The sequence below is a fragment of the Frateuria edaphi genome, from assembly GCF_021117405.1.
In the GTDB taxonomy this organism is placed as follows: domain Bacteria; phylum Pseudomonadota; class Gammaproteobacteria; order Xanthomonadales; family Rhodanobacteraceae; genus Frateuria_A; species Frateuria_A edaphi.
In genome coordinates this window covers 24,324-49,753 of record NZ_CP088251.1, presented here as the reverse complement: position 1 = coordinate 49,753, position 25,430 = coordinate 24,324, and the positions used below count along the sequence as shown (strand labels likewise).

Genomic DNA, 25,430 nt, shown 5'->3' with positions numbered 1-25,430 from the left:
TGCTCTTGGGTTCGACCTGCGTGGGGCGGGCTCATGGCCCGCCGTCAACGTGCGCGGCAGGCCTCAAGGCCCGCCGGCGGGGTTCACCAGGAACCGGTCTTCTTGTACTCGTCCAGGCCGCTCTTGAAGACGCCCTCGATTTCGCCGTTCCAGTCGCCGGTAGCGACGATCTTCTTCATCAGCTCGCCGTGGTTCTGATGGAAGAACGCGTGCAGGCCACGCTCGAAGTCGAGCACCTTGGCGACCGGCAGGTCGTCCAGGTAGCCCTTCTCGGCGGCGTACACCGACAGCGCGAGCTCGGCGATCGACAGCGGCGCGTACTGCTTCTGCTTCATCAGCTCGGTCACGCGCTGGCCGCGGTCGAGCTGGGCGCGGGTGGCCGGGTCCAGGTCCGAGGCGAACTGCGCGAACGCAGCCAGCTCGCGGAACTGGGCCAGCGACAGCTTCACGCCGCCGGAGAGCTTCTTGACGATCTTGGTCTGCGCCGCACCACCCACGCGCGACACCGAGATACCGGCGTTCACCGCCGGACGGATGCCCGCGTTGAACAGGTCGGTTTCCAGGAAGATCTGGCCGTCGGTGATCGAGATCACGTTGGTCGGCACGAACGCCGACACGTCGCCGGCCTGGGTCTCGATGATCGGCAGCGCGGTGAGCGAACCGGTCTTGCCCTTGACCTCGCCGTTGGTCTCCTTCTCGACGTAGGCCTCGTTGACGCGCGCGGCGCGCTCGAGCAGACGCGAATGGAGATAGAACACATCGCCCGGGTAGGCTTCGCGGCCCGGCGGGCGCTTGAGCAGCAGCGAAATCTGGCGGTAGGCCACGGCCTGCTTGGACAGGTCGTCGTACACGATCAGCGCGTCTTCGCCGCGGTCACGGAAGTACTCGCCCATGGCGCAGCCCGAATACGGCGCGATGTACTGCAGCGCAGCCGACTCGGAGGCCGAGGCGACGACCACGATGGTGTTGGCCAGCGCGCCGTTCTCTTCGAGCTTGCGCACCACGTTGGCGATCGACGAGCGCTTCTGGCCGATCGCGACGTAGATGCTGTAGATGCCCGAATCTTTCTGGTTGATGATCGCGTCGATCGCCACGGCGGTCTTGCCGGTCTGGCGGTCGCCGATGATGAGCTCGCGCTGGCCGCGGCCGATCGGGATCATCGAGTCGATCGCCTTGTAGCCGGTCTGCACCGGCTGGTCGACGGACTTGCGCCACACCACGCCCGGCGCGACCTTCTCGATCGGCGAGGTCTTCTTGGCGGCGATCGGGCCCTTGCCGTCGATCGGGTTGCCCAGCGCGTCGACGACGCGGCCGAGCATTTCCGGACCGACCGGCACTTCGAGGATGCGGCCGGTGGTCTTGGCGGTGTCGCCTTCCTTCAGGTGCTGGAACTCGCCCAGCACCACGGCGCCGACCGAGTCGCGCTCGAGGTTCAGCGCGAGCGCGAAGGCGTTGCCCGGCAGCTCGATCATTTCGCCCTGCATCACGTCGGCCAGGCCGTGGATGCGCACGATGCCGTCGGACACGCTGATGATGGTGCCTTCGTTGCGGGCCTCAGCGCCGAGCTTGAACTGCTCGATGCGGCTCTTGATCAGTTCGCTGATCTCGGACGGGTTCAGAGTGGTGCTGGACATGGTCGCTTTCCTGAATTTGGGAATGCTTTTTCAAGAGTCCGGCCCCATGGCCGGTTTTACTCTTCGATATTTTGTTCAGTGCCGGATGGCCGGCCCCGATTCGCGACGCGAACGCCGCGTTTGAATCAACTCGCCAGGACGCTGGCCAGACGCTGCAGGCGACCGCGTGCGGAGCCGTCGATCACCTCGCTGCCGGTATCGATCACCACACCGCCGAGCAAGGCTGGATCGACCTTGGCTTCCAGTTCGATCTCGCGCTTGAAGCGGCGCTTGAGCGACGCCTTCAGCTGCTCGGCCTGCGTGGCATCCAGCGCCATCGCGCTGGTCACCTTGACCTTCAGCTGGGAGCCCGCCTCGCGCTTGTGCTCCTCGTACAGATCCGCCACTTCCGGCAGCAGCGCCAGGCGGCGCTGTTCGGCGAGCGTCTTGAGGAACTGCGCGAACGCGGTGTCTGCAGCCATGCCCTGCGGAAGATGCAGCGCTACCAGTTGCATCGGTTGCACGCGCGGATCGCCGACCAGCGCGGCCACGCGCGGATCCTTCGCGACCGCCGCGGCGAAGCCGAAGGCCTGCGACCATTCGCCGAGCGTGCCGGCCTCGTGCGCCAGCTCGAAGGCGGCGCGCGCGTACGGACGGGCGAGCGTGATTGCCTGGGCCATGGTCAGATCTCGGTGGCGAGCTGGTCGAGCAGCGCCTTGTGCGCGGACGGATCGATCTCGCGCTGCACGATCTTGGTGGCGCCCTGCACGGCAAGCGCGCCGACCTTCTCGCGCAGCTCCTCGCGGGCACGCTGGGCCATCGAGGCGATGTCGTCCTGCGCGCTCGCCTTCAGGCGATTGATCTCGGTGATCGCGTCGGCGCGGGCCTTGTCCAGGATCTGGTTGGCCTGCTGCTGGGCGCGATCGATGATCTCGGCAGCCTGCTGGCGCGCCACCTTGATCTCGGCGGCCACCTTGCTGTCGGCATCGCGCAGCTCGGCGCGGGCGCGCTCGGCGGCGTCGAGGCCTTCGGCAATCTTGAGCTGGCGCTCCTCGATAGCCTTGTTGATGTGCGGCCAGATGAACTGGACCGTGAACCAGATCAGGATCGCGAAGGCGATCATTTCGCCGATCAAGGTCGCGTTGAAATCCATCGCTGCGTTACCTGTAAATGCGGGGGTGGTACGGGTACGGGCGCCGCTATCGCGGGCGCCCGTAGGGGAGCGGCGCGCAAGCGCCGCTTCGTGCTTACTTCGCCGTCAGGGCCGCCAGCAGCGGATTGGCCACCGCGAAGTACATCGCAAGCGCCACGCCGATCAGGAACGCCGCGTCGATCAGACCGGCGAGCAGGAACATGCGGCCCTGCAGCAGCGGCACCAGTTCCGGCTGGCGGGCAGCGGCTTCCAGGAACTTCGAACCCATGACGCCGATGCCGATACAGGCGCCGAGGGCGCCCAGGCCGATGATCAGGCCCAGCGCGATGGCGGTGAAACCCTGGATTTGCGCGATTTGAACGATAGCTTCCACGACGATCTCCTCAGAAAGAAAAGCTTATGTGTTTCGGTTGGACGTTGTTCGAAAGACGGGACTGCAGATCAGTGGTGGTCGTGAGCCATCGAGATGTACACGACGGTCAGCACCATGAAGATGAAGGCCTGGATCGAGATGATCAGGATGTGGAAGATCCCCCACACGGTGTAGCCGATGATGCCCATGCCATACAGCGCCCAGCTGCCGGCGGTGAACAGCCCGGCAATCAGCATGAACACGAGCTCGCCGGCGTACATGTTGCCGAACAGTCGCATCGCGAGGCTCACCGGCTTGGAGAGCAGCTCGACCAGGTTCAGCGCGAAATTGGGGATCCACAGCAGCGGGTGTTTGCCGAACGGCGCGGTAAACATCTCGTGCATGTAGCCGCTGAAGCCCTTGGCCTTGAAGCTGTAGAAAATGATCAGGATCAGCACGGTCAACGACATCGCGAACGTCATGTTGATGTCGGCCGTGGGCACGGCACGGAAGTGGCCGATGCCGAACTTTTCGGTGATCCAGGGCAACAGATCAACCGGCAGCAGGTCCATCGCGTTCATCAGGAACACCCAGACGAACACGGTCAACGCGAGCGGGCCCAGCACGCGGCGGTCGCCGTGGAACACGTCCTTGACCTGGCCGTCGACGAACTCGAGCACGATCTCGACAAACGCCTGACCCTTGCCCGGCACGCCGGCCGTCGCCTTGCGCGCCTTCGCCCAGAACCAAAGGCAGAACAGGACGCCGAGCACCAGCGACACCGTGACCGAATCGATGTGCACCGCCCAGAAGCCTTCCGGACTCGTATGCGGAGTCAGGTGCTTGAGGTGGTGGGAGATGTATTCGGTAAGACCGCCCTGCGGCTCGCTTGCCATGTGTCAACCCTTGAATCGAAACGCCAGCAGATGAACCGCGTAAGCAGCCGCCAGCCCCGTGATGGCAGCCAGCGGCGGCAACTTCAGTTTGATCAGGATCACGCCCATCCCTCCGATGACCGCGATCCACTTGAGGATCATGCCCACCAGCAGCCGACCCAGTGCCATGCCCGCCCCGTGCATCCCGGCGAAGGCCCGCGCGCCAAGCAGCGCGTTGCCCAGCGCCACCACAAGGGCGCCTGCAAGAGCCGCCAAGGCTTCGCGGCGCCCCTGCATCAGGAAGACGAGGCCGACCAGCGCTGCCGCGGCGACCTGCCACATCACGATGCGCAGGGCCAGGCGGCGTCCGGAGGCAAGACTATTGAGCACGTGTGTTCCCGCGCGGCTTCGCACCAGGCGTCACCCTTGCAGCTACGGGCCACGATCCAATCCGCAAAAGTATATCAGCCGGGCGTTTGGACGGACAAGCCGCAGCGACTGCGACATCTTGTCGTGCGGGCGCTCGCGTTCACCTTGAGAGCTGGCGCAAGTTCCTGCATCGAGGCGCCATAAAAAAGGGCCGGACCAAAGTCCGACCCTGGAAATGCGTCCCGGCGAGGAGGATGGGACGCGGGCAGAAGCCCTTACCTGGCTGACGTCTTACGGGCGGCAGCAGCATTCGCGGCGACCGCGTCGTTGGCGGCCGTGAGCGGCTGCACCATCGCGCCGAGCGACTCGACCGTCTGCCGACCCACGGCCACCAGGTTCTGGCTCAACGCGACACCCTGTTCGGCCTGCGCACGGCTCAACGCCACGCCCTTGTCCCAAAGGCCGCGCAGGGCCTCGGGGTCACGCGCTTCGCCGGCGGTGAGCAGGAAATCGGCGGCGGCGTGGGAATGCTGTTCCAGCGCAGCCAGCTGGAGGCCGACGGTTTGCTCCAGCCCCTTGAGCACCAGCGCCTGTGCCTTGAATGCGTTGTCGGCGAACTGGCGGGCGTAGGCGAACATCTGGGAGTCGAACGGCTTGTTCATGGCTTGCCCCTCGCGGGAGTCTTGGGAGTGGAACAAGCCTAGCAAAGATTTTTGTGCATTGCAACATGATGCACCCGTCGGCCCCGGAGGGCTGGCCGCAATAGGCTCCCGCACTGCATCAGAAGCTGCGTCGGCTGCAGCTCGCGCCCGATGTGCAGGTCTCATGCACCACCACCCGGTCAAGCCCTGGCAGCTGCGGATCGAGGCGACGGAAGATCCAGCGCGCCAGCATCTCGCTGGTCGGGTTTTCCAGCCCGTCGATCTCGTTGAGATAGTGGTGATCCAACTGCTCGAACAGCGGCGCGAAAGCTGCCTTGACGTCGGCGAAGTCCATCACCCATCCCTGGATTGGGTCCGGCTCGCCTTCGACGTGGATCTCGATGCGGAACGAATGCCCGTGCAGTCGCGCGCACTTGTGCCCGGCCGGCACGTTGGGCAGCCGGTGTGCCGCCTCGATCTGGAACACTTTGTGGATGTGCATGGCGAGCCATTGTATGTCGTCCCGCGGCCAGGCCCGGGCGGCGACGCAAAGGGAAGTGGTGGGAAAAACACGGCGCCGCGGGCGCGTGGTGGCTATGGGTGGACTCGAACCACCGACCCCAGCATTATGAGTGCTGTGCTCTAACCGGCTGAGCTACATAGCCATGGGGCGTCGCCGGCGCGTGGCGCCAACGGAGCCCGGCAGTGTAATTGGCGCATCCGGCCGGTTCAAGCCTCTTCGCTTTCGGGCGTCACGCGCGCTATGGTTGGATTCGAGGCCCAGGGCCGCTGCATCCGTGGCACGCGGGCTCGAGGAGGCGACATGATCGACGCGGATGGCTATCGCCCCAACGTAGGCATCGTGCTGCTCAACGGCGATGGCCAGCTGTTCTGGGCCCGCCGCGTCAGCCACGATGGCTGGCAGTTCCCGCAGGGCGGCATGCGCAGCGACGAAACCCCGCTGGAGGCCATGTATCGCGAACTGGCGGAAGAGACCGGGCTTGCGCCGGAGCACGTCCAGGTCATCGCCAGCACCCGCGGCTGGCTGCGCTACCGCCTGCCCAACCGCTACGTGCGCCACCACCAGCGACCCACCTGCATCGGCCAGAAGCAGGTGTGGTTCCTGCTGCGCCTGGTCGGCGGCGAGGACGCACTCAAGCTGGACGCCTGCGACAAACCGGAGTTCGATATCTGGCGCTGGGTCGACTTCTGGTATCCGGCCGTGCACGTGGTCAATTTCAAGCGCCAAGTGTATGAACGCGCGCTTCGCCACTTCGCACCGCTGGTGGAGGAGCTGCTGAGCGTCCAGCTCGGCGCCCTCCCGCGCGCGCCGGAGGGCACCCGTCCAGGCGATCGCGCAGTCGCCTGAACAAAAGGCCGGAAACCTAGTTGACAATCATTCGCATTCGCGCTGGAATGCGCGGCATGTACATCTGCCTCTGCAACGCCGTGACCGACGGCGATATCCGCCGCGCCGTCGCCGATGGCGTGCGCACCTTCTCCGAGCTGCAGGCGCGCACCGGCTGCTCCGACTGCTGTGGCTGCTGCGAACCCGAGGCACGCGCCACGCTCGAGACCGCCCTGGCACAGGTGGCGTTCCCGCTGCCGCTGGTCACCGCCTGATGCCGCGGGCCCCAAACCGCAACCATTCGCGTTTCTCCCCCGCTACGGGCGAGCCCGTATAGTCGCCGGTCGGACAGACTGGAGACTCACCCGATGAAAGGCGACGCCAAGGTCATCGAGTACCTCAACAAGGTGCTCTACAACGAGCTGACCGCGATCAACCAGTACTTCCTGCATTACCGGATGTTCAAGGACTGGGGCTACGGCGAGCTGGCCGAGCACGAGTACAAGGAATCGATCGAGGAGATGAAGCACGCCGATCGCCTGATCGAGCGCATCCTGTTCCTCGATGGCCTTCCGAACCTACAGCACCTGGGCAAGCTGCGCATCGGCGAGAACGTGCTCGAATGCATCCAGGGCGACCTCGACCTGGAGCTGGCCGCCGCGATCGACCTGCGTGCGGCGATCGCGCACAGCGAAGGCATCGCCGACTACGTCAGCCGCGACCTGTTCAAGAACATCCTGCATGACGAGGAAGAGCACATCGACTGGCTCGAAACCCAGCTCAACTTGGTCAAGGACATCGGCGCCGAGCGCTATCTGCAGAGCAAGATGGGCAGCTGACAGCTCGTACTTGTCCCCCTCGTTGGCAATGACTCCTACCGGGCATTGCCCAGGCGGGGCTCCTGCGCGGACGCGGTCGCGCAAACCGTGCGGCCGTTCCTTGACGCTTTCGTCACGCTGCCGCTATACCGGACACCCCAGCAGTCCCGGATCTCCTCATGGCTTCACGCCCGCCTCCGCGCTTCGTCGTGCGCCCGCACGATGAGGCCAGCCTGCGCCGCCGCCGGCTGTGGCTGGGCGTGGCCTGGCTGGCCAGTCTGCTGCTGACCGGAGCCGTGGTCGGCGTGCTGGCTTGGCGTACCACGCCCGCCGCGGTCGATCATCGCGAAGCGAAGCAACTGGCTGCGCAAAACGAGCAGCTCAAGCAGCAGATCGCCAATCTCGAACGCGCGCAACAGGTCACCGACATCGCGACCCAATCCTTGCGCGGCACGCTCACCGAGCGCGACGAAGAGATCAATGGCCTGCGAGCGGACCTCGGCTTCTATTCGCGCCTGGTCGGCGGCAACGCGCAGCGCGAGGGGCTCAAGGTGCAGGAAGTGCAGCTGCGTCCGGTAAATGGCTCGCATGCCTGGAACCTTGCGCTCAGCCTGACGCAGAACGCCAAGCGCGGCAGCGATGTCAGCGGCATCGTCACGCTCAGCGTGGAAGGCGTGCGCGGCGACAAGGTGGTGGCGATGGACTGGTCGCAACTGGGCGATGCCGCGCAGAAGGACGGCCTGCCCTTCCGCTTCCGCTATTTCCAGCAGTTGCATGCCACGTTCATGCTGCCGGCCGATTTCAAGCCGACGCGGCTGCGCATCCGTGTCAAACCCGAGGATGGCGACGCCGTCGACCGCGCCGTGGCGTGGAGCGACGCGCTGTCGGGCAACCTCACTACGATCGAAGGGGGAAACTGATCATGTTCAACCGACGCCGCACCGACCGTGCCGACGGTAGCAACGACACCAGCCTGATCGCCCGCGGCACGGTGATCCGCGGCGACCTGCGCTTCAGCGGCGCGCTGCACCTGGATGGCCGCATCGAGGGCACCGTGCTGGCCGACGGCGAGGACGCCGTGTTTACCGTGAGCGAGTACGGCCAGGTGCAGGGCGACATCCACGTGCCGCACGTGATCGTCAACGGCGCCGTGCAGGGCGACATCCACGCCGGCGAGCGGCTGGAGCTGGCACCGCTGGCGCGCATCACCGGCGACGTGCACTACCGCACGCTGGAAATGGCCGGCGGTGCGCAGGTGAACGGGCGCATGAGCCATCGCGTGGAAGCGGTCGCGCGCGAGCTGCCGTCGCCGTCGCAGCCGGATGCCGAACTCGACGAGGCCGTGCCGGCCTGATGGCGGTAGCCGCCCGGACGCTGCACTGCCCGTCGGACCCCCCGTGGCCATGTCGGGCCGGGCGTTTTCCGCGGCCAGACTTCTGGTGGCCGGTAGGCGCTATCCTTGAGATCGCGCCCTCGCAACCGCACATTCGCCGCATGGAAACCCTCGTTTCGATTCCCGATTACCGCCAAGCCAACGCGCCACTGGTCTTCACCGCGGCCGCCGCGCGCAAGGTGCACGAACTGATCGTCGAGGAGGGCAACCCGGCGCTGAAGCTGCGCGTGTACATCAGCGGCGGCGGCTGCTCGGGCTTCCAGTACGGGTTCACCTTCGACGAGGCCCAGGCCGAGGACGATTTCGCACTCGATCGCGAAGGCGTCACCCTGCTGGTCGATCCGCTGTCCCTGCAGTACCTCGCCGGCGCGGAGATCGACTACGCGGAGAGCCTCTCGGGTGCCCAGTTCGTCATCCGCAACCCCAACGCCAAGACGACCTGCGGCTGCGGCTCCTCGTTCTCGACCTGAGCCGCCGATGGCCGCTGCCGTCACCAACATCTTTGCCGGCCTGAGCCTGGTGCTCGACCGCATGGCCGAACGCCGCGACCACGAAGCGTGGCTGCTAGAACAGGCCGGTTGTGGAGAGGTGCGCTACCTCCTGCTCGATCCCTCCGGCGACAGCTACCTGCTGCGCGAAGCCGAGGGCCTGCGCTGGCTGAGCGAAGCCGAGCGGCGCGAACTGTTCGCCGGAGTGCCCGTCAGTCTGCTCGGTGTCGCGCAGGGTTGTCCGCATTTCCTGCTCGCGCTGGACGAGGACCAGCCACTGGACTCGCTGGAAGAGCGTCTGGCTGCGCGCCGCATCGGCCTGCGTGAAGCGGGCCTGCGCCTGTCCGCCGCCGAGGCGGGGTTGTTCGCCTACGCCAAGGGCCTAGCGCACTGGCAGCGCGAGACGCGCTTCTGCAGCGGCTGCGGCGCGCCGCTCGTGCGGGTCGCCGCAGGCCACCGCATGCAGTGCACCAGCGCGGCGTGCGGACGCCTCCACTTCCCGCGCACCGACGCGGCGATCATCACCATCGTCGAGCACGAAGGCGCCTGCCTGCTCGGTCGCCAGGCAAGCTGGCCGAAGGGCCGCTGGTCGGCGCTGGCCGGCTTCGTCGAGCCGGGCGAATCGCTCGAAGACGCCGTGCGCCGCGAAGTAGCCGAGGAGGCCGGCGTGCGCGTGGGCGCGGTGCATTACCACTCCTCGCAGCCGTGGCCTTTGCCGGCCTCGCTGATGATCGGCTTCATCGCCAGCGCGCTGGACCCCGCGATCAACCTGCGCGACGGCGAGCTGGAAGAAGCGCGTTGGTTCACACCCGCGCAGATCATCGAGGGCCTGGCCGATGGCAGTTTCGCCACGCCGACGAGGCTGTCGGTGTCTTATCAGCTGCTGGCGCATTGGTTGCGCGAGCGTGCAGGGCTGGAGCTGGACGCGTTCACGGCCGACCCGCTGAAGGAGCGCACTCGGGCGTGACCGCGTGGGCGGGCGTGCATGGCGGTTCCAAACGGGTGCGCCGCAACGCTTGCCCTAGAATGGCGGGGCATCCAAGGAGTTTTTTCGATGGCCCTCAGCCTGCTCGCCGCCCTTATCGCCCTCGGCCTTTTGCATCTATTGCCGCAGCTGGCGCAATGGCGGGGCGATGGCGTGTTCCGCGGCTGGGTGCGGCAATTGGACGACACCGCCGGGCGCGGACGCGTGCTGCTGACACTGGTGGTGCCCGCCGTGCTCTGCCTGCTGCTGGCCGAACTGCTCGGCCAGCTGCCGTTTGGCAGCTTCCTGCAGCTGGCCTTCGCGGTCGTCGTGTTGCTCTACGGGCTCGGCCCGCGCCCCTTCGAGGCGGATCTGGAAGCGATCCTGCACGCACCCGATCCGGTCGCCCGCCACATCGCCGCGCAGCGTCTGGCCGAACCGGGCGGGCAGGTCGCCTGGAACGCGCACGCGCTGGGCGAAGCCGTGGCGCTCGCCGCACTGCGTCGGCGCTTCGGGGTGTTGTTCTGGTTCTTCGTGCTGGGGCCCGCCGGTGCGCTGCTTTACCGGCTCGCGCAGGCGCTGGGCCGCGATGACACGCTGGCGCTGGACGCCGCCAGCCGCCGTCACGCGCACTACGTCGCCAATGCGCTGGACTGGTTGCCCGCGCAGATGCTGGTTTTCACGTTGGCGCTGGTCGGCCACTGGGATGCGGTAATGGCCGCCTGGCATCGCTGGCGCCTGCATGCGGCGCCCACCAGCTGGTATACCGACGGCCCGGATTTCCTGGCGGCCGCGGCCTGCGCCGACATCGAGGTGGAGATCGAAGCCGGCGACGGTTATGTCGAGGAGCGCAGTGACCCGCTGCTGGAACTGGCGCGCATGCGCAGCGCGTTCCTGCGGGCGTTGCTGGCGTGGCTGAGCGTGGTCGCGCTGATCGTGCTGGGCGGCTGGCTGACCTGACGAGCGGCCCCGTAGGGCGGGCTCAAGCCCCGCCCTGCAAGTGTGCACCTACGCCAGCGTGCCACGCAATTCGCGCACGCGTGCTTCCAGCACGTCCAGCCGCAACCGTTCGGATGCGACCGGCGCATCGATCACCAGCTCGACCCGCGCGCGGAATCGCCGCGGCAGGCGCGCGCGTCCCAGCCGGGTGTCGCGCCGGCTCCACACGCTTCCCCACAACCCGCGCAGCGCCATCGGCACCACCGGCACCTGCCGCCGTTCCAGAATGCGCAGCACGCCCGGCCGGAACGCCCCGATCTCGCCATCGCGTGTGAGCCCGCCTTCGGGGAAGATGCACACCACCTCGCCGGCGGCGAGCGCCTGGTCGATCGCCTCGTAAGCCGCCGCCAGCACCGCCGGGTCCTCCTTCTGACCGGCGATCGGGATCGCCCTGGCGGTGCGGAACACGAACCGCAGCAGCGGAATGTTGAATATCCGGTAGTACATGACGAAGCGCGCGGGGCGGCGCAGATTGGCCATCAGCAGCAGCGGGTCCATGAAGCTGACGTGGTTGCACACCAGCAGCGCCGGGCCTTCCTCCGGCACGTGGCGCGCACCTTCGACGCGCACGCGGTAGAGCGTGTTCACCAGCACCCAGGTGATGAAGCGCATCGGGAACTCGGGCACCAGCGTGAAGATGTACGCCGCCACCAACACGTTGAGCAGCGCAGCGGCAAGGAACGTCTCCACCGCATCGAAGCCCAGCGCACCCAGGCCCAGCCCGAAACCCGCCGCCAGCACGATCAGCAGTGCGTTGATGATGTTGTTGCCCGCGATCACGCGCGAGAGCTGCTCGCGCGGCGCGCGCGCCTGCACGAAGGCGAACAGCGGCACCACGTAGAAGCCGGCGAACACACCGATCAGGGTGAGGTCCAGCGCCACCCGCCAGCTGCCCGCGCCGTGCAGGAAAGCCAGCCAGTCGAGCCCCTGCACCAGCGCCGCGCCATGCCGCGCGAAGTAAAGGTCCACGCCGAACACGGTCAGTCCGAAGGCGCCCAGCGGCACCAGGCCGATCTCCACGCGTCTGCCGGACATCCGCTCGCACAGCAGCGCGCCCACGCCGGTGCCGATCGAGAACAGGGTCAGGACCAGCGTGTTGACCGAACCATCGCCACCCAGGGTCTCGCGCGTGTAGTTGGGCAGCTGCGCGATCAGCACCGTGCCGAAAAACCAGAACCAGGAAATGCCCAGCACCGCGTTGAACACCGCGCGGTCGCGCCGCAGGATGCCGAGGACGCGCGCGGTTTCGCTCATCGGATTCCAGTTGAACTTCAGATCCGGCGCCGTGGCCGGCGCGGAAGGGATGCGTCGACTGGCGATATAACCGGCCACCGCCACGGCGATGGTCGCGACCGATGCCAGCCATGGCCCGATGCCGGCCACCAGCATCAGCGAATTGCCGGCGATCATGCCGATAAGCATCGCCAGCTGCGTGCCCATCTCGACCAGCCCGTTGCCGCCGACCAGCTCAACGGGCTCGAGCGCCTGCGGCAGGATCGCGTACTTGATCGGCCCGAAGGTGGTCGAGTGCAGGCCCATCAGGAACAGCACCACCAGCAGCAGGATGGTGTCGTGTGTGTGGAAGCCGATCGCCGCCAGCGCCATGGCGCCGATCTCGAACAACTTCACCGCGCGGATGATGCGCGTCTTCTCGTACTTCTCCGCCAGCTGTCCGGCGGTGGCCGAGAACAGGAAGAACGGCAGGATGAACAGCGCCGGCGCGAGGTTGGTGTAGAGCGACACGCTCCTGTCGTCCAGCCCCATCTGGAACGCCACCAGCATCACCAGCGCGTTGCGGAAGGCATTGTCGTTGAACGCGCCCAGCGCCTGCGTCCAGAAGAACGGGGCGAAGCGGCGCTGGCCGAGCAGGTTGAATTGGCTCATGCGGGTTCTGGGCTGGGAGCTGGCGCTAGCCTAGCGTGAAAGCCGGTCTCCGCCCGCCGCCATGGGCGCATCGTTGCGAGGGCGCGCCAATGGGCATACCGTCGGCGGCGGAAGGTGCCGCCGGGGGGCGGACTCGTTGCACTCGCATTACAACGAAACCTTCCACGGCGCTCACGGCGCCCGCCTACCTGGCGCCTGCGTTTCGAGAGGGGAAAACACGATGGACATGAGCCGGAGATATCTGGTGTGGGCGTTGTGCTATGCCGCGATCGGCATGGCTTTGGGCATCTACATGGCCGCATCGCACAACCACGGGCAACTGGTGACGCACGCCCATGTGCTGATGGTCGGCTTCGTGGTTTCGTTGGTCTACGGCATCATCCACCGGCTGTGGCTGGACATGCCCCGACGCGCCCTCGCCATGACCCAGTTCGTGCTGCACCAGGCCGCGGCGGCCGTGCTGCTGGTCGGCCTTTTCCTGCTTTATGGCGGCAAGGCGACCGAAGCGACGCTGGGGCCATTGCTGGGCATCGGCTCGATCGGCGTGCTGCTGGGCATGCTGCTGATGCTCTACATGGTGGTGCGTCCGGGCACGGCGCGCAGCGCCGAACCCGGTGCGCCGGACCGCGCAGCCGCCTGACCGGGATCGCCGCACGGCGATGCCCTGCGGCGAGTCTTACCAGGGCGCCATCACCCGCAATCCGGAGAGGGATCCGGCCGTGCCGCGGGCCGAGCCGAGCCAGGTTCCCGTGCTATCGGCCGGCATGGCGAGGCCGACCACCTCGCCGCTGCGGTCCACCAGCAACAGAGGCGGGCTTGCCGCAGCCGCATAGGCGAAGCGGACGTCGGCTCCCGGCCAGGGAAATGCGTTGTCGACCCTCGCCAGTTGAATGTCACGCACCGGCAGGGCCATGGCCTGCGCAGGCGCCCGCGTGCCGAGCAGGCGGGCCGGCCGCGAGGCGAACACCGCCGTATGCCGCTGCGCGAGCACGGGCCGCGCGGCGACCATTTCGTCCAGCACGTTCTCGCCGTGGTCGGTGTCGCGATCGAGCACGCCGTTGATGACGCCCAATGCGTCGCGATCGGCGATCGCCTGGGCGTGCCGCGCCGGCAATACCATCCAGCAGGTACTGGGCAACAGGAACAGGCCCGCCAACAACGGCAGCGCCCAGGCCGTGCGACGGTTCCCGCGCGTCGCCAGGCGCAGGACGATCGCGGCCAGCAGGCCGCCCCAGAACAACGACGACCACACCAGATAACGGCTCGAGTAGATCTGCGTGGGGTATTGCCGGAAGTAGCTGGCGCGGGCGATCGCCACCAGCAGCCCGCAGCCGACCGCGAACCAGCTCGTCGCCAGCGCGAGCAGCTCCTGCCGTGGCCAGGCGCACGGCCGGCGCCAGGCACGCAGGCTCAGCACGCCCAGCCCGAGCATGCCCGCCAGGCCGAGGCCCAATTCCGGCCAGACCGCCTGCCGGGCGTCGCCGAACCACCGCAGGGACAGTTGCGCGAACGGCGCCGATACGCTCCGCGCAAGCGCGGGCAGCTTGTCCTGCAGGGCTGCGTCGGCAAACGGGCCCATCGCATACAGGTAGGGCGCTGCCAACCAGCGCAGCAGGACGCTCGCCTGCCAACCCGGCTCGATCGCCAAGGCAGGCATGTCGCCACCGGTACGCGGCAGCGCGAAGTAGCAGGCCAGCGCGAGCGCCGTCGCCCCGAGCCAGGCCAGCAGTTCCTGCCCGCGGGCGCCACGCAGGCACAGCGTGATCAGCAGGGCGCCGAACACCGCCGCGCCGGTACCGAAGGAAAGCGTGGCGACCAGTCCAAGTGCCAACGCCAGCACCAACCGTGCGGCACCGGGACGGGCGACAAGCAGCACGCCGCCGAACAGGCAGGCCATCACCAGGTATGCATGCACCGATTCGTTAGCGTGCGCCAGCGTGCGGCCGTTGCCGAACCACAGCAGCATGAGCGCGCCGCAAAGCCACCAACCCGTGCGCGCCGACGGTTCGTACCGCTCGCCATCGCCGGGAGCGGCGCGGACCCACAGCAGGCAACAACCGGCCAGCAACGACAGGCCGACAAGGATCTGCAACCACTGGCCGCCGCCGAGCACCTGAAGTTCGAACAGGCGCAGCAGGTTGGGCAGGACTTCCGGATGGCCGTTGTCGACCGTCAGCACATTGCCCGGCCAGGGCGTCGCCAGCAGGTGCGCATAGAAGCGCCAGGGATCGGCGTAGGGCACGCGCGGCGACAGCAGGAGCATGCCGCCGACCGCTACCAGCGCATAGACCAGCCCCAGGACCGCGCCGGCGATGGCCAGCGCGCGGCCGTGACGCACGGCCACCGCCCGTCAGGTCCCGCGCCGCAGCGCCCGGTGCGCGATGTCGCGCCGGCAGAACGCGCCGTTGAAATGGATCTTGGAAACCGCCTCGTAGGCGTGTTCACGTGCAGCGGCAAGATCGCTTCCCAGCGCGCAGACGGTCAGCACGCGTCCCCCGGCGGTGGCGGCGCGGCCCTGCTCGTCGAGTTTCGTACCGGCATGGAACACCTTCACCGTGGGATCGAAGGCGCCATCGAGCCCGCCGATCGGGTCGCCACTGCGCACGCGGCCGGGATAGCCCTCGGCCGCCACCACCACGCCGATCGAGGGACGGCTGTCCCACTGCGCGCGGGTGTGGTGCAGCTCGCCGTCCAGCGCGGCCTCGATCAGCTCGATCAGGTCGGACTTCAGGCGCAGCATGATCGGTTGGGTTTCCGGATCGCCGAAGCGCACGTTGAATTCGATCACCTTGGGCGCGCCGGATTTGTCGATCATCAGGCCCGCATAGAGGAAGCCGATGAACGGCGCGCCCTCGGCGGCCATGCCGCGCAGGGTCGGCTCGATCACTTCCTTGAGGATGCGCTGCTCGACCGCGGCGTTGACCACCGGCGCCGGCGAGTAGGCGCCCATGCCACCGGTGTTCGGGCCGAGGTCGCCCTCGTCGCGGCGCTTGTGGTCCTGGCTGGAGGCCATCGGCAGCGCGTGGCTGCCGTCGCTCATCACGATGTAGCTCGCTTCCTCGCCGTCGAGGAATTCCTCGATCACCACGCGCGCGGAAGCGTTGCCGAAGACGTGGCCACCGAGCATGTCGTGCAGCGCCTGCTCGGCGTCGGCGAGGGTCAGCGCCACGACCACGCCCTTGCCGGCGGCCAGACCGTCGGCCTTGATCACGATCGGCGCACCCTGCTGGCGCACGTAGGCGAGCGCAGCGTCGAGTTCGTTGAACACCGCGTAGCGCGCGGTCGGAATGTTGTGGCGGAGCAGGAAGTCCTTGGCGAAGGCCTTGGAGCCTTCCAGCTGGGCAGCGACCGCACGTGGTCCGAAGATGCGCAGGCCGGCGGCACGGAAGCGGTCGACCACGCCGGCCACCAGCGGCACCTCGGGACCGACCACGGTGAGCTCGACCTTCTCGGCCTTGGCCAGCTTGAGCAGGCCGTCGAGGTCGTTCATCGCCACGTCGGCATTGCGCACGCCACGCTCGCGCGCGGTGCCGGCGTTGCCGGGAGCGACGATCACCTCGCTGACCCGCGGCGACTGCTTGAGCTTCCACGCCAGTGCATGCTCGCGCCCGCCGCTGCCGATCACCAGAACCTTCATGCGCTCTCCGAAGCCTGTCGCGCGCCCCGCGGCGCAGGCGCGCATTGTAGCGGTGCCGGCACGGTGCTTTGGAACGCAGGATGGGCCAAGCGCACCGCCTTGGTGCCGGACGGCGGGCTGAAGGCGCCCTACGGATGCGTGTGGTGGCGGTCGAGCAGCTCCAGCAGCGCCGCGCGCGGCAGCTTGCCGGTCTCGTTGCGCGGCAGGGCAGCGACCTTCAGCAACGGACGCGGCAGGAATACCGGGTCGATCCCCCGGCGCAGGATGTCGAGGATCGCGTGCTCGTCCAGTTCCGGCGCCACCGCCAGCGCGGCGATGCGGTGCACGCCGAGCGTGTCGCCGCCGTCGAGCTGGAACACCACACCGTCCTGGACGCCGGGAATGGCTAGCAGACGGCGGGTCAGGTCACCCAGCGACGCACGCTTGCCGGCGATTTCCAGCATGTCGGCCTGACGCCCGCGCAGGCGGAAGGCACGGCCGTCCGCCGACAGGCTGACGATGTCGGCCAGCAGCCGCGGTGCGTCCAGCTGCGGCGCGTCCACCTGGGTGCCGTCGGGCTGCGGGTGGAGATGGACGTCCGGATACAGGGTCCAGTCCGCCTCGCGGGTCGTGCGCCGGCTGGCGAACACGCAGGTTTCCGTGGAACCGAACACTTCCAGCAGCGGTGCGCCGAAGCGCTCCTCGGCCGCCTGCGCCAGTTCGGTCGGCATCGGCGCGGTGGCCGACACCATCGCCGACAGCGGCGGCAGCGCGATGCCCGAGTCGACCAGCGCACGCAGGTGAACCGGGGTGGTCACCAGCACGCGCGGCTCGGGCACGTCGGCGAGTGCTGCGGCGACGTCGGCGGGAAAGAACGGCCGTCCCGCGTGCACACCGATGCCGCCCAGCAGCGGCAGCACCACGCTCATCTCCATGCCGTACATGTGTTGCGGCGGCACCGTGGCGATCACCCCGAAGCTGTCGCCGACCGCCACGCGCAGCATCGACAGGTTACCCGCGTTGCTGGCGTGGAAGCTGCGCCAGGTCTTGAGGTTGGCGCTGGGCACCCCGGTGGAACCGGAGGTGTAGCCGATCGCCACCACCTGATCCGCCGGGATCTGCGGCCAGCTCTCGACCTCCTCCTCCAGCGGCGGGGCCGACAATGCCGGCAACCGGTGGTACCCGACCGGTGCCGGATCGAGCACCTGCTCGCCCAGCGCGTAGCAACCCGGATGCGCCGCCATCACCTCGTCGACCGCCTGCGGGGCGCGCGAGGAAGGCAGCAAGTTGGTCTGGCCGCGCAGCACGATGGCGCAGAAGGCGAGCAGGAAGGCGTAGCGGTCTTCGCACAGGTTCACCGCCGCGCCGGCGCCCGGCAACGTGGCGGCGACCTGGCGCACGTGGGCCAGGAACTGCGCCGCGCTGACCGGTGCGCCATCGCGCCATGCCAGCACGCGCGCGGGCGTGTCTGCATGCAGCAGCGCCAGGCGCTGCGGCGCCTCGCGCTGGAACGTGTCGTAAACGATGGCCAAGCCGCTTATCTCCCAGTTCGCCATGCGCCAGACACACACAGCATGGCAACCGGCCGTTGCAAGCCGGCGTGAAGCGCGCGTGTGTTGCTGTCCCGCCGCGGGGCTTCCATCGACCCCGGGGCGCCCCCTGGACGCTCAGGCCCGGATGATAGCGCCGGTGAGGGCATCGCGGATCACCGTGGGACGTTCCTGGCCGCCGAGCGGGGCATCGAGCACGCCGTCGAGCGCATCACCGAAGTAATCGAGCACCTGCTGCGCGCTTCGCGCGGGCGGCGAGCCGTGCGGGTTGGCGCTGGTCGATACCAGCGCGCCGCCCCAGGCGCGGCACAACGCGGCGGCGGGTGCATGGGCGGTGACGCGCAGGGCGATGCCCGCATGCGCGCCGGCCACCCAGGGCGGCACTTCCGCGGTGCGGGGGAAGATCCACGTGTTCGGCCCGGGCCAGCTGGCCTTCACCTGCGCCATGACGTCGGCCGGCACCCGGGCCCGGTCGATGTAGCGCTCGACCTGGCTGAAGTCGGCGGCGATCAGCAACACGCCCTGGGTGGGCGGTCGCTGCTTGAGCGCGAACAGCCGTTCGAAGGCATCCTGGTCGCGCGGATCGCAGCCCAGGCCGTAGACCGCCTCGGTCGGGTAGGCCAGGACGCCGCCGCGCCGCATCAGCGCGGCGGCAGCGTCGCATTCGGCCAGGGTGAAACACGCCGTCATGGTCAGGCGTCGGTGGTCTTTTTCGCGGCCGCCTTTTTGGTGGCGGCCTTCTTGGCCGTCTTCCTGGCGGGTGCCTTCTTGGCAGCGGTCTTCTTCGCCGGCGCTTTCTTGGCGGCCGCCTTTTTCGGCGCGGCCTTCTTCGCAGCCGCCTGTTTGGTGGCGCTCTTGCGTGCGAAGCGGCCCTTCTTGACCGGCGCGGCCGCCAGCAGCTCCAGGCATTGCGCCTCGGTCAGGTCCTTTGGCTCGGTGTCCTTGGGGATGCGGGCGTTCTTTTCGCCGTCGGTGATGTACGCCCCGTAGCGGCCGTTGAGCACCTGCACGCCATTGCCGAAGTCGGTGATCACGCGGTTGGCGAGCATCTCCAGCTTCTCGCTCACGATCTGCAGCGCGCGCGGCAACTCGATCGTGTACGGGTCGTCTTCCGCCTTGAGCGAGGCGTAGGTGCTGCCCTGCTTCACGAACGGGCCGAAGCGACCGATGCCCACGCTCACTTCTTCGCCGCTTTCGGATTGTCCGAGCTGGCGCGGCAGCTTGAACAGTTCCATCGCCTCCTCGAGCGTGATGGTGTGCATGCTCTGGCCGGGGCGCAGGCTCGCGAACTGCAGCTTCTCGTCGGTGTCCTTGTCGCCGATCTGCGCGTACGGCCCGTAGCGGCCAAGGCGCACGGAAACCGGCTTGCCGCTCTTCGGATCGATGCCCAGCTCGCGGGCGCCGGTGGCCTCGCTGCGATCGACCGACTCGGTCTTTTCCTCGACCTGGGTCTTGAACGGCTGCCAGAAGCGCTCCATCAGCGGCACCCACGCTTCCTCGCCGCGACTGACCGCATCCAGCTCGTCCTCGAGCTTGGCGGTGAAGTCGTAGTCGACGTACTGGTTGAAGTGCTGGGTGAGGAACTTGCCCACCGCGCGGCCGACGTCGGTCGGCTTGAAGCGGCGGTTCTCCAGGAACACGTATTCGCGGTTCTGCAGCACCTGGATGATGCTGGCGTAGGTCGACGGTCGGCCGATGCCGTATTCCTCCAGCGCCTTGACCAGGCTGGCTTCGGAATAGCGCGGCGGCGGCTCGGTGAAGTGCTGGTCGGCCAGGATGTCGGAAAGCGCGACCTGCTCGCCCTTGGAAAGGCGCGGCAGGCGGCGGGCTTCGTCATCGTCCTCGGCGCTCTTCTGGTCGCGGCCTTCCTCGTACACCGCCAGGAAGCCCGGATCGACCACGGTGGTGCCGGTGGCGCGGAACGCGGCGGGACCGCCGGCGGCATGGGGCAGATCGAAATCTACCGACACGGTATTGAGCGTCGCGTGGATCATCTGGCAGGCGACGGTGCGCTTCCAGATCAGCTCGTACAGCTTGCGCTGCTCGTCGTTGAGGAACGCGGCGACCTGGCGCGGCGTGCGCATCGCGGAAGTCGGACGGACCGCCTCATGCGCCTCCTGTGCGTTCTTGGACTTGGTGCGGTAGACCTGTACGCCGTCGGGCAGCGCACCGTTGCCGAAGTCGCGTGCGATCAGCGCGCGCAGCTCGTCGGTCGCCTCGCTGGAGAGCGCCGTGGAGTCGGTACGCATGTAGGTGATCAGGCCGACGTTACCCTCGCTGCCCAGGCCCACGCCCTCGTACAAACCCTGGGCGACCTTCATCGTGCGGCTGGTGGAGAAGCCGAGCTTGCGTGCGGCTTCCTGCTGCAGCGTGGAGGTGGTGAATGGCGGTGCCGGGCGGCGCTTGCGCTCCTTGGAGGTCACCTCGCTGACGGTCAGGCGGCCGTGCGCGGCGTCCTTGAGCGCGCCGCGGGCAGCCATCGCATCGGCCTCGTTTGTGAGGTCGAACTGCTCGAACTTCTTGCCGTTGAGCCGGGTCAGGCGCGCGCCGAAGTCGCCGTCGGCGTGCTTGAGCTTCGCCTCGACGGTCCAGTACTCGCGAGCGACGAAGGCCTCGATCTCCTCCTCGCGCTCGACGATCATGCGCAGCGCCGGACTCTGCACGCGGCCGGCGGAAAGGCCGCGCTGCACCTTGCGCCACAGCACCGGCGAGAGGTTGAAGCCGACCAGGTAGTCCAGCGCGCGACGCGCCTGCTGGGCATCGACCATGTCGTACGAAAGGTCGCGCGGCGCGGCGACCGCCGCCTTGATCGCCTTGGGCGTGATCTCGGAGAACACCACCCGGTGCATGCGCTTGCCTTCGGTCAGGCCGCGCTCCTTGAGGATCTCGCTGATGTGCCAGGAGATCGCCTCGCCTTCGCGATCCAAGTCGGTCGCGAGGTAAATGTCGTCGGCCGCCTTGGCCGCCTTGGCGATCGCGTCGACGTGTTTTTCGTTGCGCTCGATGACTTCGTACTTCATCGCGAAGCCGTTGTCCGGATCGACCGCGCCCTCCTTGGGCTTCAGGTCACGCACGTGGCCGTAGGAGGCCAGGACCTGGAAGTCCGTACCGAGGTATTTGTTGATCGTCTTGGCCTTGGCGGGCGACTCGACGATGAGGAGGTTTTTGGCCATGGGGCGGGGGGTTCCGGGAACGTTCCGTGCCGCCGGTCGGCGGGCACACTCTTTATTAGTTGAGCCATGCGCTCGCCGGAACTGTCAAGCCGGATCGCGTGAAACCGCGATGTGGCGCCATTTCCCACAGTAGAGCCCGCCCGCGCGATCGGTGCCCGCGGGTCAGGAGACGCACTGGTACCGATTGCCGGGAAGGCTTTCGACCTGGCCATCCAGCTCCAGCATCAGCAGCGTGGAGGACAGCGCGGCCAACGGCAGGCCGGTACGGGTCGCCAGCTCGTCCAGCGTGGCCGGATCGTGGCCCAGGGCCTGACGCAGGCGCTGGTGTTCCGGGTCCGCTGGCGACGTCGCGGACGCCGCCGCCGGACTCTCGGCCAGCCGTGTCGCCAGTTCCACACCCAGCGCACGTGCCGCCGGCGCCAGCACCTCGATCAGCTCGGCCGGTTCCTCGACCAGCCGCACGCCCTCGCGGATCAACCGGTGACAGCCGCGCGCCAGCGGGTTGTGCACGGAGCCTGGCAGGGCGAACACCTCGCGGCCCTGTTCCCCTGCCAGCCGCGCGGTGATCAGCGACCCGGACTTCAGCCCCGCCTCGATCACCAGCGTGCCCAGCGACAGCCCCGCGATCAGGCGGTTGCGGCGCGGGAAATGGTCCGCCCGCGGCGCTGTGCCGGGCGGGAACTCGCTTACCAGGGCGCCCCGGCTCCCGACCGCCTGGGCCAGGGCCTGGTGCTTGCGCGGGTAAACGAGGTCGGGGCCGGTGCCGATTACCGCGATGGTCGACGCACCGGCCGCCAGCGCGGCGGCATGCGCGGCGCCATCGACGCCATCGGCCATGCCGCTGGTGATCACGAAACCGGCCTGCGCCAATGCCGTGGCGAAGCGGCGCGCATGCGCCAGCCCGCCGGGTGTGGCGCCACGCGCGCCGACGATGGCGACCTGCGGGTGCAGGAGCAGGGCCGCATCGCCCTCGACGAACAGCGCCGCCGGTGGTTGCGGGATATGTTCCAGCAGCGAGGGAAAGTCCGCGTCCGTGCAGCACAGCAGCCGATGGCCGGGTGCGTCGAGCCAGGCCAGGTCCTCGGCCAGGCGCGCCTCGTCCGGGCGCCGTAGCCACGCGCTGGCGGCCTCGCCCAGGCGGGTGGGCGAACCGCGCAAGTGGGCCAGCACGGCGACGATGTCGCGATCGGCCGCCAGCCGCTCGCGCAGCATGGCCAGGCCAAGGCCGGGGGTGCGCAGCAGGATCAGCCAGGCGCGAAGTGCATCCGTGTCACTCATCCGCCCAGTGTAGGTTTGCGCCAACGAAAAACGGCGCGGCCAAGGCCGCGCCGTCGTGTCGGGCAACACCGAAACGCTGGTTATTCGGGCATCACGAGGCGATCGCCGCGATGCACCGGGCGCAGGCCGTCCATCACCAGGCCGTAGCTCACGCGATCGAAGGTACGGAACACCATCACGTGCCCGACGAACTCGTCCGGCAGCGTCACGTGTTCGCCAGCGCCGCGGCTCCAGCTGCTGCTGGCCACGTCGTCGTGGACGGTCTCGCCGGGCTGGAAGATCGCGAACGTCTGGCCGTTGTCCACGCCGTCCTTCGCACCGATCGACAAGGCCACCACCTGGCGTGGACCGGCCGCGTCCATCGCATCGGCGAAGGCGATCACGCGTGCGTTGGCCGGCACCGAGCTCGGCGCATGCGGGTAGTAGTACGGATCGTAGGCCGGACCATCCAGCGGCAACACGCGATCGCCACTGCGGATTTCCTGGGTGGAGTCGAGCAGCAACAGCGTGGACGGATCGCCTGCGCGCAGCGTTTCGGCGGTGCCGATCACGCTGACTTCCACGCCCAGGTCCTCACCCCGGCCGTAGTGGCCGTCGTCGCGGAAGTCCTCCTCCCACGGCGAGCTGACCATCGCGACATTGCTGTCCAGCGTGTGGCCGACGATTTCGTTCCCGGCGTCGCTGGCGTCGTCCTGTTCGAAGCCACGGAAAACGTGGCTGGGACGCACGATCGCCCAACGCTGCCCGGGCTCGCCCTTGAGGCCGCGCACGTACAGGTTCTGGCCGACCGCGCCACGCAGCCGGGCCTCTTCGAAGCCGACCACGTAGGGCGCCGAGCTGACCTCGTTGGAGTCCATCACCCGCATGTCCTTGAGGAACAGGCGCAGTTGGTCCAGCGGGATCGCCGGCACCGCCTCGGTCTCGCGATGCGCGCTCGGCTCGAGCTTCAACCGCGGCCCGTTGATGAAGGACAGGTTGAGCACGTCGCCCGGGTAGATCAGGTGCGGATTGCGTACCTGCGGGTTGGCCTGCCAGATTTCCGGCCACAACCACGGCTTGGACAGGAACTTGGCCGAAATGTCCCACAGCGTGTCGCCGCGGCGCACGGTGTAGGTGTCGGGGTGATCGGCGCGCAACTGGGCCCCGGCGGCGTACACGGCCACGGTGACCAGCATGCCGGCCAGCAGCCCGATGGACTTCTTGATCATATGCTCAGATTCCCCTACCCCGAGGCTCGGGCGAGTGTAACCGAATGGTGAAGGCCCGCAACCGGGAGCAGTTGGCAAAATCGCCTGCCGCACGGGAGCTTGCCGCCGTACAATGAGGCTCATTCTAGTTTGCGCCGGGGCTTTCGTTACGACGAATTGCCCGCATCTTTTCAGGCGCTCCGAGGTATCGATCATGTCCGTGCTGACCATTCTTGAATTCCCCGACCCCCGGCTGCGCACCCGGGCCGCGCCTGTGACCGTCTTCGACGCCGAGCTCAAGCAGTTCGTCGCCGACATGTTCGAGACCATGTACGAAGCCAACGGCGTGGGCCTGGCCGCGACGCAGGTCAACGTGCACCAGCGCGTGCTGGTCGCCGACATGAGCGATCAGCGCAACCAGCCGCTGGCGCTGATCAACGCCGAAATCGTGGGCAAGGAAGGCACCCAGGTGTATCAGGAGGGCTGCCTGTCCTTCCCCGGCATCTATGCCGACGTCACCCGGGCGCTGAAGGTCACGGTCAGGGCGCGGGACGTCGACGGCAAGGAATTCACCGTGGAGGCCGAGGGCCCGCTGGCGGTGTGCATCCAGCACGAGCTGGACCACCTGGCCGGCAAGGTGTTCGTCGATTACCTGTCGCCGCTCAAGCGCAACATGCTGCTCAAGCGCATGGAAAAGCAGCGCAAGCAGGCGGCGAGCGCTTGAGGATCGTCTTCGCCGGCACGCCGGAGTTTTCCGTTCCCTGCCTGGAAGCCTGCCGCGCCAGCGGCGCGCAGGTGGTGGCCGTCTATACCCAGCCCGACCGGCCCGCCGGCCGCGGCCGCAAGCTCGCTCCCAGCGCGGTGAAGCAGGCGGCGCTGGCGGCCGGGCTGCCGGTCGAACAACCCGAATCGCTGAAGTCGGCCCAGGCGCAGGCCACCCTGGCGGCGTATGCGCCCGACCTGATGGTGGTCGTCGCCTACGGCCTCATCCTGCCGCGCAAGGTGCTGGCCATCCCGCGATTGGGCTGCTGGAACGTGCACGCCAGCCTGCTGCCGCGCTGGCGCGGGGCGGCGCCGATCCAGCGCGCGATCCTCGCCGGCGACAGCGAGAGCGGCGTGGACCTGATGCGTATGGAAGCAGGCCTGGATACCGGCCCGGTGCTGCTGGAAAGGCGCACGCCGATCGGCCCGGACGAGACGGGCGGCACGCTGCACGACCGCCTGTCGGCGCTCGGGGCCGAGGTGCTCGCCGAGGGCCTGCGCCGCGCGCTGGACGGCGAAACTTTGATGGCCATGCCACAGCCGGACGAAGGCGTGACCTACGCGCACAAGCTCGACAAGACCGAGGCCAAGCTGGATTTCGCGCGACGGGCACTCGAGCTCGAACGCACCGTGCGCGCGTTCGACCCCTGGCCAGTGGCCGAGGGTGCGATCGCCGGCGAGAGCGTGCGTATCTGGGGCGCGCGGGCCGTTGATCGCGCCCACGACGCCACGCCGGGCGAGGTACTCGCCGCCAGTCGCGATGGCATCGAACTGGCGTGCGGCGAAGGCGCGCTGCGCGTGACCGCGCTGCAGCGCCCCGGTGGCAAGCGCATCACCGCCGCCGACTACCTCAACGCACGCCCCGAACTGCGTGGAGCTCTCAAGTGAACCCGTTGCTGCTTCCCCTCCCCTCCGGCGAGGGGATCGCGGTGAGGAGCGAAGGCTCGCGGGGACGCGCAACGAGCGC

The 25,430-nt window shown here is 68.1% G+C and carries 27 protein-coding genes and 1 tRNA gene; 11 read left to right on the top strand and 17 right to left on the bottom strand.

The window, feature by feature from the left end; translation table 11 throughout:
• Positions 1-83: 83 nt before the first annotated feature.
• The 9 genes from atpA to LQ772_RS00225 all read right to left on the bottom strand — a co-directional run bounded on the left by atpA (position 84) and on the right by LQ772_RS00225 (position 5,668).
• The gene (gene atpA / locus LQ772_RS00265; protein WP_231322898.1) at positions 84-1,634 is read right to left on the bottom strand and encodes a F0F1 ATP synthase subunit alpha; all 1,551 of its coding nucleotides are present in this window, start codon (positions 1,632-1,634) and stop codon (positions 84-86) included.
• Positions 1,635-1,759: 125 nt separating this feature from the next.
• Positions 1,760-2,293 carry a F0F1 ATP synthase subunit delta gene (locus tag LQ772_RS00260; protein WP_231322896.1) on the bottom strand — a complete coding sequence of 178 codons (534 nt, stop codon included), beginning with the start codon at positions 2,291-2,293 and terminating at the stop codon, positions 1,760-1,762.
• 2 nt (positions 2,294-2,295) lie between these two features.
• Complete coding sequence (locus tag LQ772_RS00255; protein WP_231322894.1) at positions 2,296-2,766, bottom strand: F0F1 ATP synthase subunit B; 471 nt, start codon at positions 2,764-2,766, stop codon at positions 2,296-2,298.
• A gap of 94 nt (positions 2,767-2,860) precedes the next feature.
• Complete coding sequence (gene atpE, locus LQ772_RS00250; protein WP_231322892.1) at positions 2,861-3,139, bottom strand: F0F1 ATP synthase subunit C; 279 nt, start codon at positions 3,137-3,139, stop codon at positions 2,861-2,863.
• A gap of 68 nt (positions 3,140-3,207) precedes the next feature.
• Positions 3,208-4,014, bottom strand: a complete 807-nt coding sequence (atpB, locus tag LQ772_RS00245; RefSeq protein WP_231322891.1) for a F0F1 ATP synthase subunit A — start codon at positions 4,012-4,014, stop codon at positions 3,208-3,210.
• Between the two features lie 3 nt (positions 4,015-4,017).
• Positions 4,018-4,383 (bottom strand): hypothetical protein, encoded by a 366-nt coding sequence (locus tag LQ772_RS00240; RefSeq protein ID WP_231322889.1) that lies wholly within the window; start codon positions 4,381-4,383, stop codon positions 4,018-4,020.
• A gap of 254 nt (positions 4,384-4,637) precedes the next feature.
• Positions 4,638-5,024: a phasin family protein gene (locus LQ772_RS00235; protein WP_231322887.1), complete on the bottom strand. Its 387-nt coding sequence runs from the start codon at positions 5,022-5,024 to the stop codon at positions 4,638-4,640.
• 118 nt (positions 5,025-5,142) lie between these two features.
• Positions 5,143-5,505: a 6-carboxytetrahydropterin synthase QueD gene (queD, locus tag LQ772_RS00230; RefSeq protein WP_231322885.1), complete on the bottom strand. Its 363-nt coding sequence runs from the start codon at positions 5,503-5,505 to the stop codon at positions 5,143-5,145.
• Between the two features lie 86 nt (positions 5,506-5,591).
• Positions 5,592-5,668: transfer RNA gene (locus LQ772_RS00225), tRNA-Met, on the bottom strand.
• Positions 5,669-5,826: 158 nt separating this feature from the next.
• Here LQ772_RS00225 and LQ772_RS00220 point away from each other — a divergent pair.
• The 8 genes from LQ772_RS00220 (at position 5,827) to LQ772_RS00185 (ending at position 10,974) form a co-directional block, all read left to right on the top strand.
• Positions 5,827-6,372, top strand: coding sequence for an RNA pyrophosphohydrolase (locus LQ772_RS00220; RefSeq protein WP_231322883.1), 546 nt, complete (start codon positions 5,827-5,829; stop codon positions 6,370-6,372).
• A 47-nt stretch (positions 6,373-6,419) separates the two neighbouring features.
• Positions 6,420-6,626, top strand: a complete 207-nt coding sequence (locus LQ772_RS00215) for a (2Fe-2S)-binding protein (RefSeq protein WP_231326092.1) — start codon at positions 6,420-6,422, stop codon at positions 6,624-6,626.
• A 93-nt stretch (positions 6,627-6,719) separates the two neighbouring features.
• A complete protein-coding gene (bfr, locus tag LQ772_RS00210) occupies positions 6,720-7,190 on the top strand; it encodes a bacterioferritin (protein WP_231322881.1) in 471 nt (156 codons plus the stop codon).
• A 158-nt stretch (positions 7,191-7,348) separates the two neighbouring features.
• Entirely contained in the window at positions 7,349-8,089 is a 741-nt protein-coding gene (locus LQ772_RS00205; protein ID WP_231322879.1) for a DUF6776 family protein, read from the top strand.
• Between the two features lie 2 nt (positions 8,090-8,091).
• The gene (locus LQ772_RS00200; protein WP_231322877.1) at positions 8,092-8,523 is read left to right on the top strand and encodes a bactofilin family protein; all 432 of its coding nucleotides are present in this window, start codon (positions 8,092-8,094) and stop codon (positions 8,521-8,523) included.
• 140 nt (positions 8,524-8,663) lie between these two features.
• Entirely contained in the window at positions 8,664-9,032 is a 369-nt protein-coding gene (gene erpA / locus LQ772_RS00195; RefSeq protein WP_231322875.1) for an iron-sulfur cluster insertion protein ErpA, read from the top strand.
• Positions 9,033-9,039: 7 nt separating this feature from the next.
• Positions 9,040-10,017, top strand: coding sequence for an NAD(+) diphosphatase (nudC, locus tag LQ772_RS00190; RefSeq protein WP_231322873.1), 978 nt, complete (start codon positions 9,040-9,042; stop codon positions 10,015-10,017).
• An 87-nt stretch (positions 10,018-10,104) separates the two neighbouring features.
• The gene (locus LQ772_RS00185) at positions 10,105-10,974 is read left to right on the top strand and encodes a beta-lactamase induction protein (protein ID WP_231322872.1); all 870 of its coding nucleotides are present in this window, start codon (positions 10,105-10,107) and stop codon (positions 10,972-10,974) included.
• A 48-nt stretch (positions 10,975-11,022) separates the two neighbouring features.
• Here the strand turns inward: LQ772_RS00185 and LQ772_RS00180 are convergent, their stop codons facing one another.
• A complete protein-coding gene (locus LQ772_RS00180; protein WP_231322870.1) occupies positions 11,023-12,897 on the bottom strand; it encodes an MFS transporter in 1,875 nt (624 codons plus the stop codon).
• Between the two features lie 226 nt (positions 12,898-13,123).
• Here LQ772_RS00180 and LQ772_RS00175 point away from each other — a divergent pair, with 226 nt between their 5' ends.
• Entirely contained in the window at positions 13,124-13,537 is a 414-nt protein-coding gene (locus LQ772_RS00175) for a TonB-dependent receptor (RefSeq protein ID WP_231322868.1), read from the top strand.
• 36 nt (positions 13,538-13,573) lie between these two features.
• On the opposite strand, the gene LQ772_RS00170 is transcribed toward LQ772_RS00175, so the two are convergent.
• The 7 genes from LQ772_RS00170 to LQ772_RS00140 all read right to left on the bottom strand — a co-directional run bounded on the left by LQ772_RS00170 (position 13,574) and on the right by LQ772_RS00140 (position 23,722).
• Positions 13,574-15,235: a hypothetical protein gene (locus tag LQ772_RS00170; RefSeq protein ID WP_231322866.1), complete on the bottom strand. Its 1,662-nt coding sequence runs from the start codon at positions 15,233-15,235 to the stop codon at positions 13,574-13,576.
• A gap of 12 nt (positions 15,236-15,247) precedes the next feature.
• Positions 15,248-16,534: a phosphoribosylamine--glycine ligase gene (gene purD, locus LQ772_RS00165; RefSeq protein ID WP_231322864.1), complete on the bottom strand. Its 1,287-nt coding sequence runs from the start codon at positions 16,532-16,534 to the stop codon at positions 15,248-15,250.
• A gap of 128 nt (positions 16,535-16,662) precedes the next feature.
• On the bottom strand, positions 16,663-18,045 hold the full coding sequence (locus LQ772_RS00160; protein WP_275045767.1) for an AMP-binding protein: 1,383 nt from the start codon (positions 18,043-18,045) through the stop codon (positions 16,663-16,665).
• Between the two features lie 135 nt (positions 18,046-18,180).
• On the bottom strand, positions 18,181-18,753 hold the full coding sequence (tsaC, locus tag LQ772_RS00155) for an L-threonylcarbamoyladenylate synthase type 1 TsaC (RefSeq protein WP_231322862.1): 573 nt from the start codon (positions 18,751-18,753) through the stop codon (positions 18,181-18,183).
• A gap of 2 nt (positions 18,754-18,755) precedes the next feature.
• Positions 18,756-21,236, bottom strand: coding sequence for a DNA topoisomerase I (locus tag LQ772_RS00150; RefSeq protein ID WP_231322860.1), 2,481 nt, complete (start codon positions 21,234-21,236; stop codon positions 18,756-18,758).
• 162 nt (positions 21,237-21,398) lie between these two features.
• Positions 21,399-22,514 (bottom strand): DNA-processing protein DprA, encoded by a 1,116-nt coding sequence (gene dprA, locus LQ772_RS00145; RefSeq protein ID WP_231322858.1) that lies wholly within the window; start codon positions 22,512-22,514, stop codon positions 21,399-21,401.
• Positions 22,515-22,594: 80 nt separating this feature from the next.
• Positions 22,595-23,722, bottom strand: coding sequence for a LysM peptidoglycan-binding domain-containing protein (locus tag LQ772_RS00140; protein WP_231322856.1), 1,128 nt, complete (start codon positions 23,720-23,722; stop codon positions 22,595-22,597).
• 193 nt (positions 23,723-23,915) lie between these two features.
• Here LQ772_RS00140 and def point away from each other — a divergent pair, with 193 nt between their 5' ends.
• Both def and fmt read left to right on the top strand, forming a co-directional pair.
• Positions 23,916-24,425 (top strand): peptide deformylase, encoded by a 510-nt coding sequence (gene def, locus LQ772_RS00135; RefSeq protein ID WP_231322854.1) that lies wholly within the window; start codon positions 23,916-23,918, stop codon positions 24,423-24,425.
• The gene (fmt, locus tag LQ772_RS00130; RefSeq protein WP_231322852.1) at positions 24,422-25,351 is read left to right on the top strand and encodes a methionyl-tRNA formyltransferase; all 930 of its coding nucleotides are present in this window, start codon (positions 24,422-24,424) and stop codon (positions 25,349-25,351) included. The genes def and fmt overlap by 4 nt, the downstream gene beginning before the upstream one ends.
• Positions 25,352-25,430: the final 79 nt, after the last annotated feature.

Coding starts and splice junctions, on each gene's coding strand:
- bfr (WP_231322881.1), top strand. CDS start 6,720: ATGAAAGGCGACGCCAAGGTCATCGAGTACCTCAACAAGGTGCTCTAC.
- LQ772_RS00175 (WP_231322868.1), top strand. CDS start 13,124: ATGAGCCGGAGATATCTGGTGTGGGCGTTGTGCTATGCCGCGATCGGC.
- atpA (WP_231322898.1), bottom strand. CDS start 1,634: ATGTCCAGCACCACTCTGAACCCGTCCGAGATCAGCGAACTGATCAAG.
- tsaC (WP_231322862.1), bottom strand. CDS start 18,753: ATGACGGCGTGTTTCACCCTGGCCGAATGCGACGCTGCCGCCGCGCTG.
- atpB (WP_231322891.1), bottom strand. CDS start 4,014: ATGGCAAGCGAGCCGCAGGGCGGTCTTACCGAATACATCTCCCACCAC.
- LQ772_RS00220 (WP_231322883.1), top strand. CDS start 5,827: ATGATCGACGCGGATGGCTATCGCCCCAACGTAGGCATCGTGCTGCTC.
- LQ772_RS00185 (WP_231322872.1), top strand. CDS start 10,105: ATGGCCCTCAGCCTGCTCGCCGCCCTTATCGCCCTCGGCCTTTTGCAT.
- LQ772_RS00260 (WP_231322896.1), bottom strand. CDS start 2,293: ATGGCCCAGGCAATCACGCTCGCCCGTCCGTACGCGCGCGCCGCCTTC.
- LQ772_RS00150 (WP_231322860.1), bottom strand. CDS start 21,236: ATGGCCAAAAACCTCCTCATCGTCGAGTCGCCCGCCAAGGCCAAGACG.
- queD (WP_231322885.1), bottom strand. CDS start 5,505: ATGCACATCCACAAAGTGTTCCAGATCGAGGCGGCACACCGGCTGCCC.
- LQ772_RS00255 (WP_231322894.1), bottom strand. CDS start 2,766: ATGGATTTCAACGCGACCTTGATCGGCGAAATGATCGCCTTCGCGATC.
- def (WP_231322854.1), top strand. CDS start 23,916: ATGTCCGTGCTGACCATTCTTGAATTCCCCGACCCCCGGCTGCGCACC.
- LQ772_RS00180 (WP_231322870.1), bottom strand. CDS start 12,897: ATGAGCCAATTCAACCTGCTCGGCCAGCGCCGCTTCGCCCCGTTCTTC.
- LQ772_RS00215 (WP_231326092.1), top strand. CDS start 6,420: ATGCGCGGCATGTACATCTGCCTCTGCAACGCCGTGACCGACGGCGAT.
- LQ772_RS00235 (WP_231322887.1), bottom strand. CDS start 5,024: ATGAACAAGCCGTTCGACTCCCAGATGTTCGCCTACGCCCGCCAGTTC.
- erpA (WP_231322875.1), top strand. CDS start 8,664: ATGGAAACCCTCGTTTCGATTCCCGATTACCGCCAAGCCAACGCGCCA.
- dprA (WP_231322858.1), bottom strand. CDS start 22,514: ATGAGTGACACGGATGCACTTCGCGCCTGGCTGATCCTGCTGCGCACC.
- nudC (WP_231322873.1), top strand. CDS start 9,040: ATGGCCGCTGCCGTCACCAACATCTTTGCCGGCCTGAGCCTGGTGCTC.
- LQ772_RS00205 (WP_231322879.1), top strand. CDS start 7,349: ATGGCTTCACGCCCGCCTCCGCGCTTCGTCGTGCGCCCGCACGATGAG.
- LQ772_RS00200 (WP_231322877.1), top strand. CDS start 8,092: ATGTTCAACCGACGCCGCACCGACCGTGCCGACGGTAGCAACGACACC.
- purD (WP_231322864.1), bottom strand. CDS start 16,534: ATGAAGGTTCTGGTGATCGGCAGCGGCGGGCGCGAGCATGCACTGGCG.
- LQ772_RS00140 (WP_231322856.1), bottom strand. CDS start 23,722: ATGATCAAGAAGTCCATCGGGCTGCTGGCCGGCATGCTGGTCACCGTG.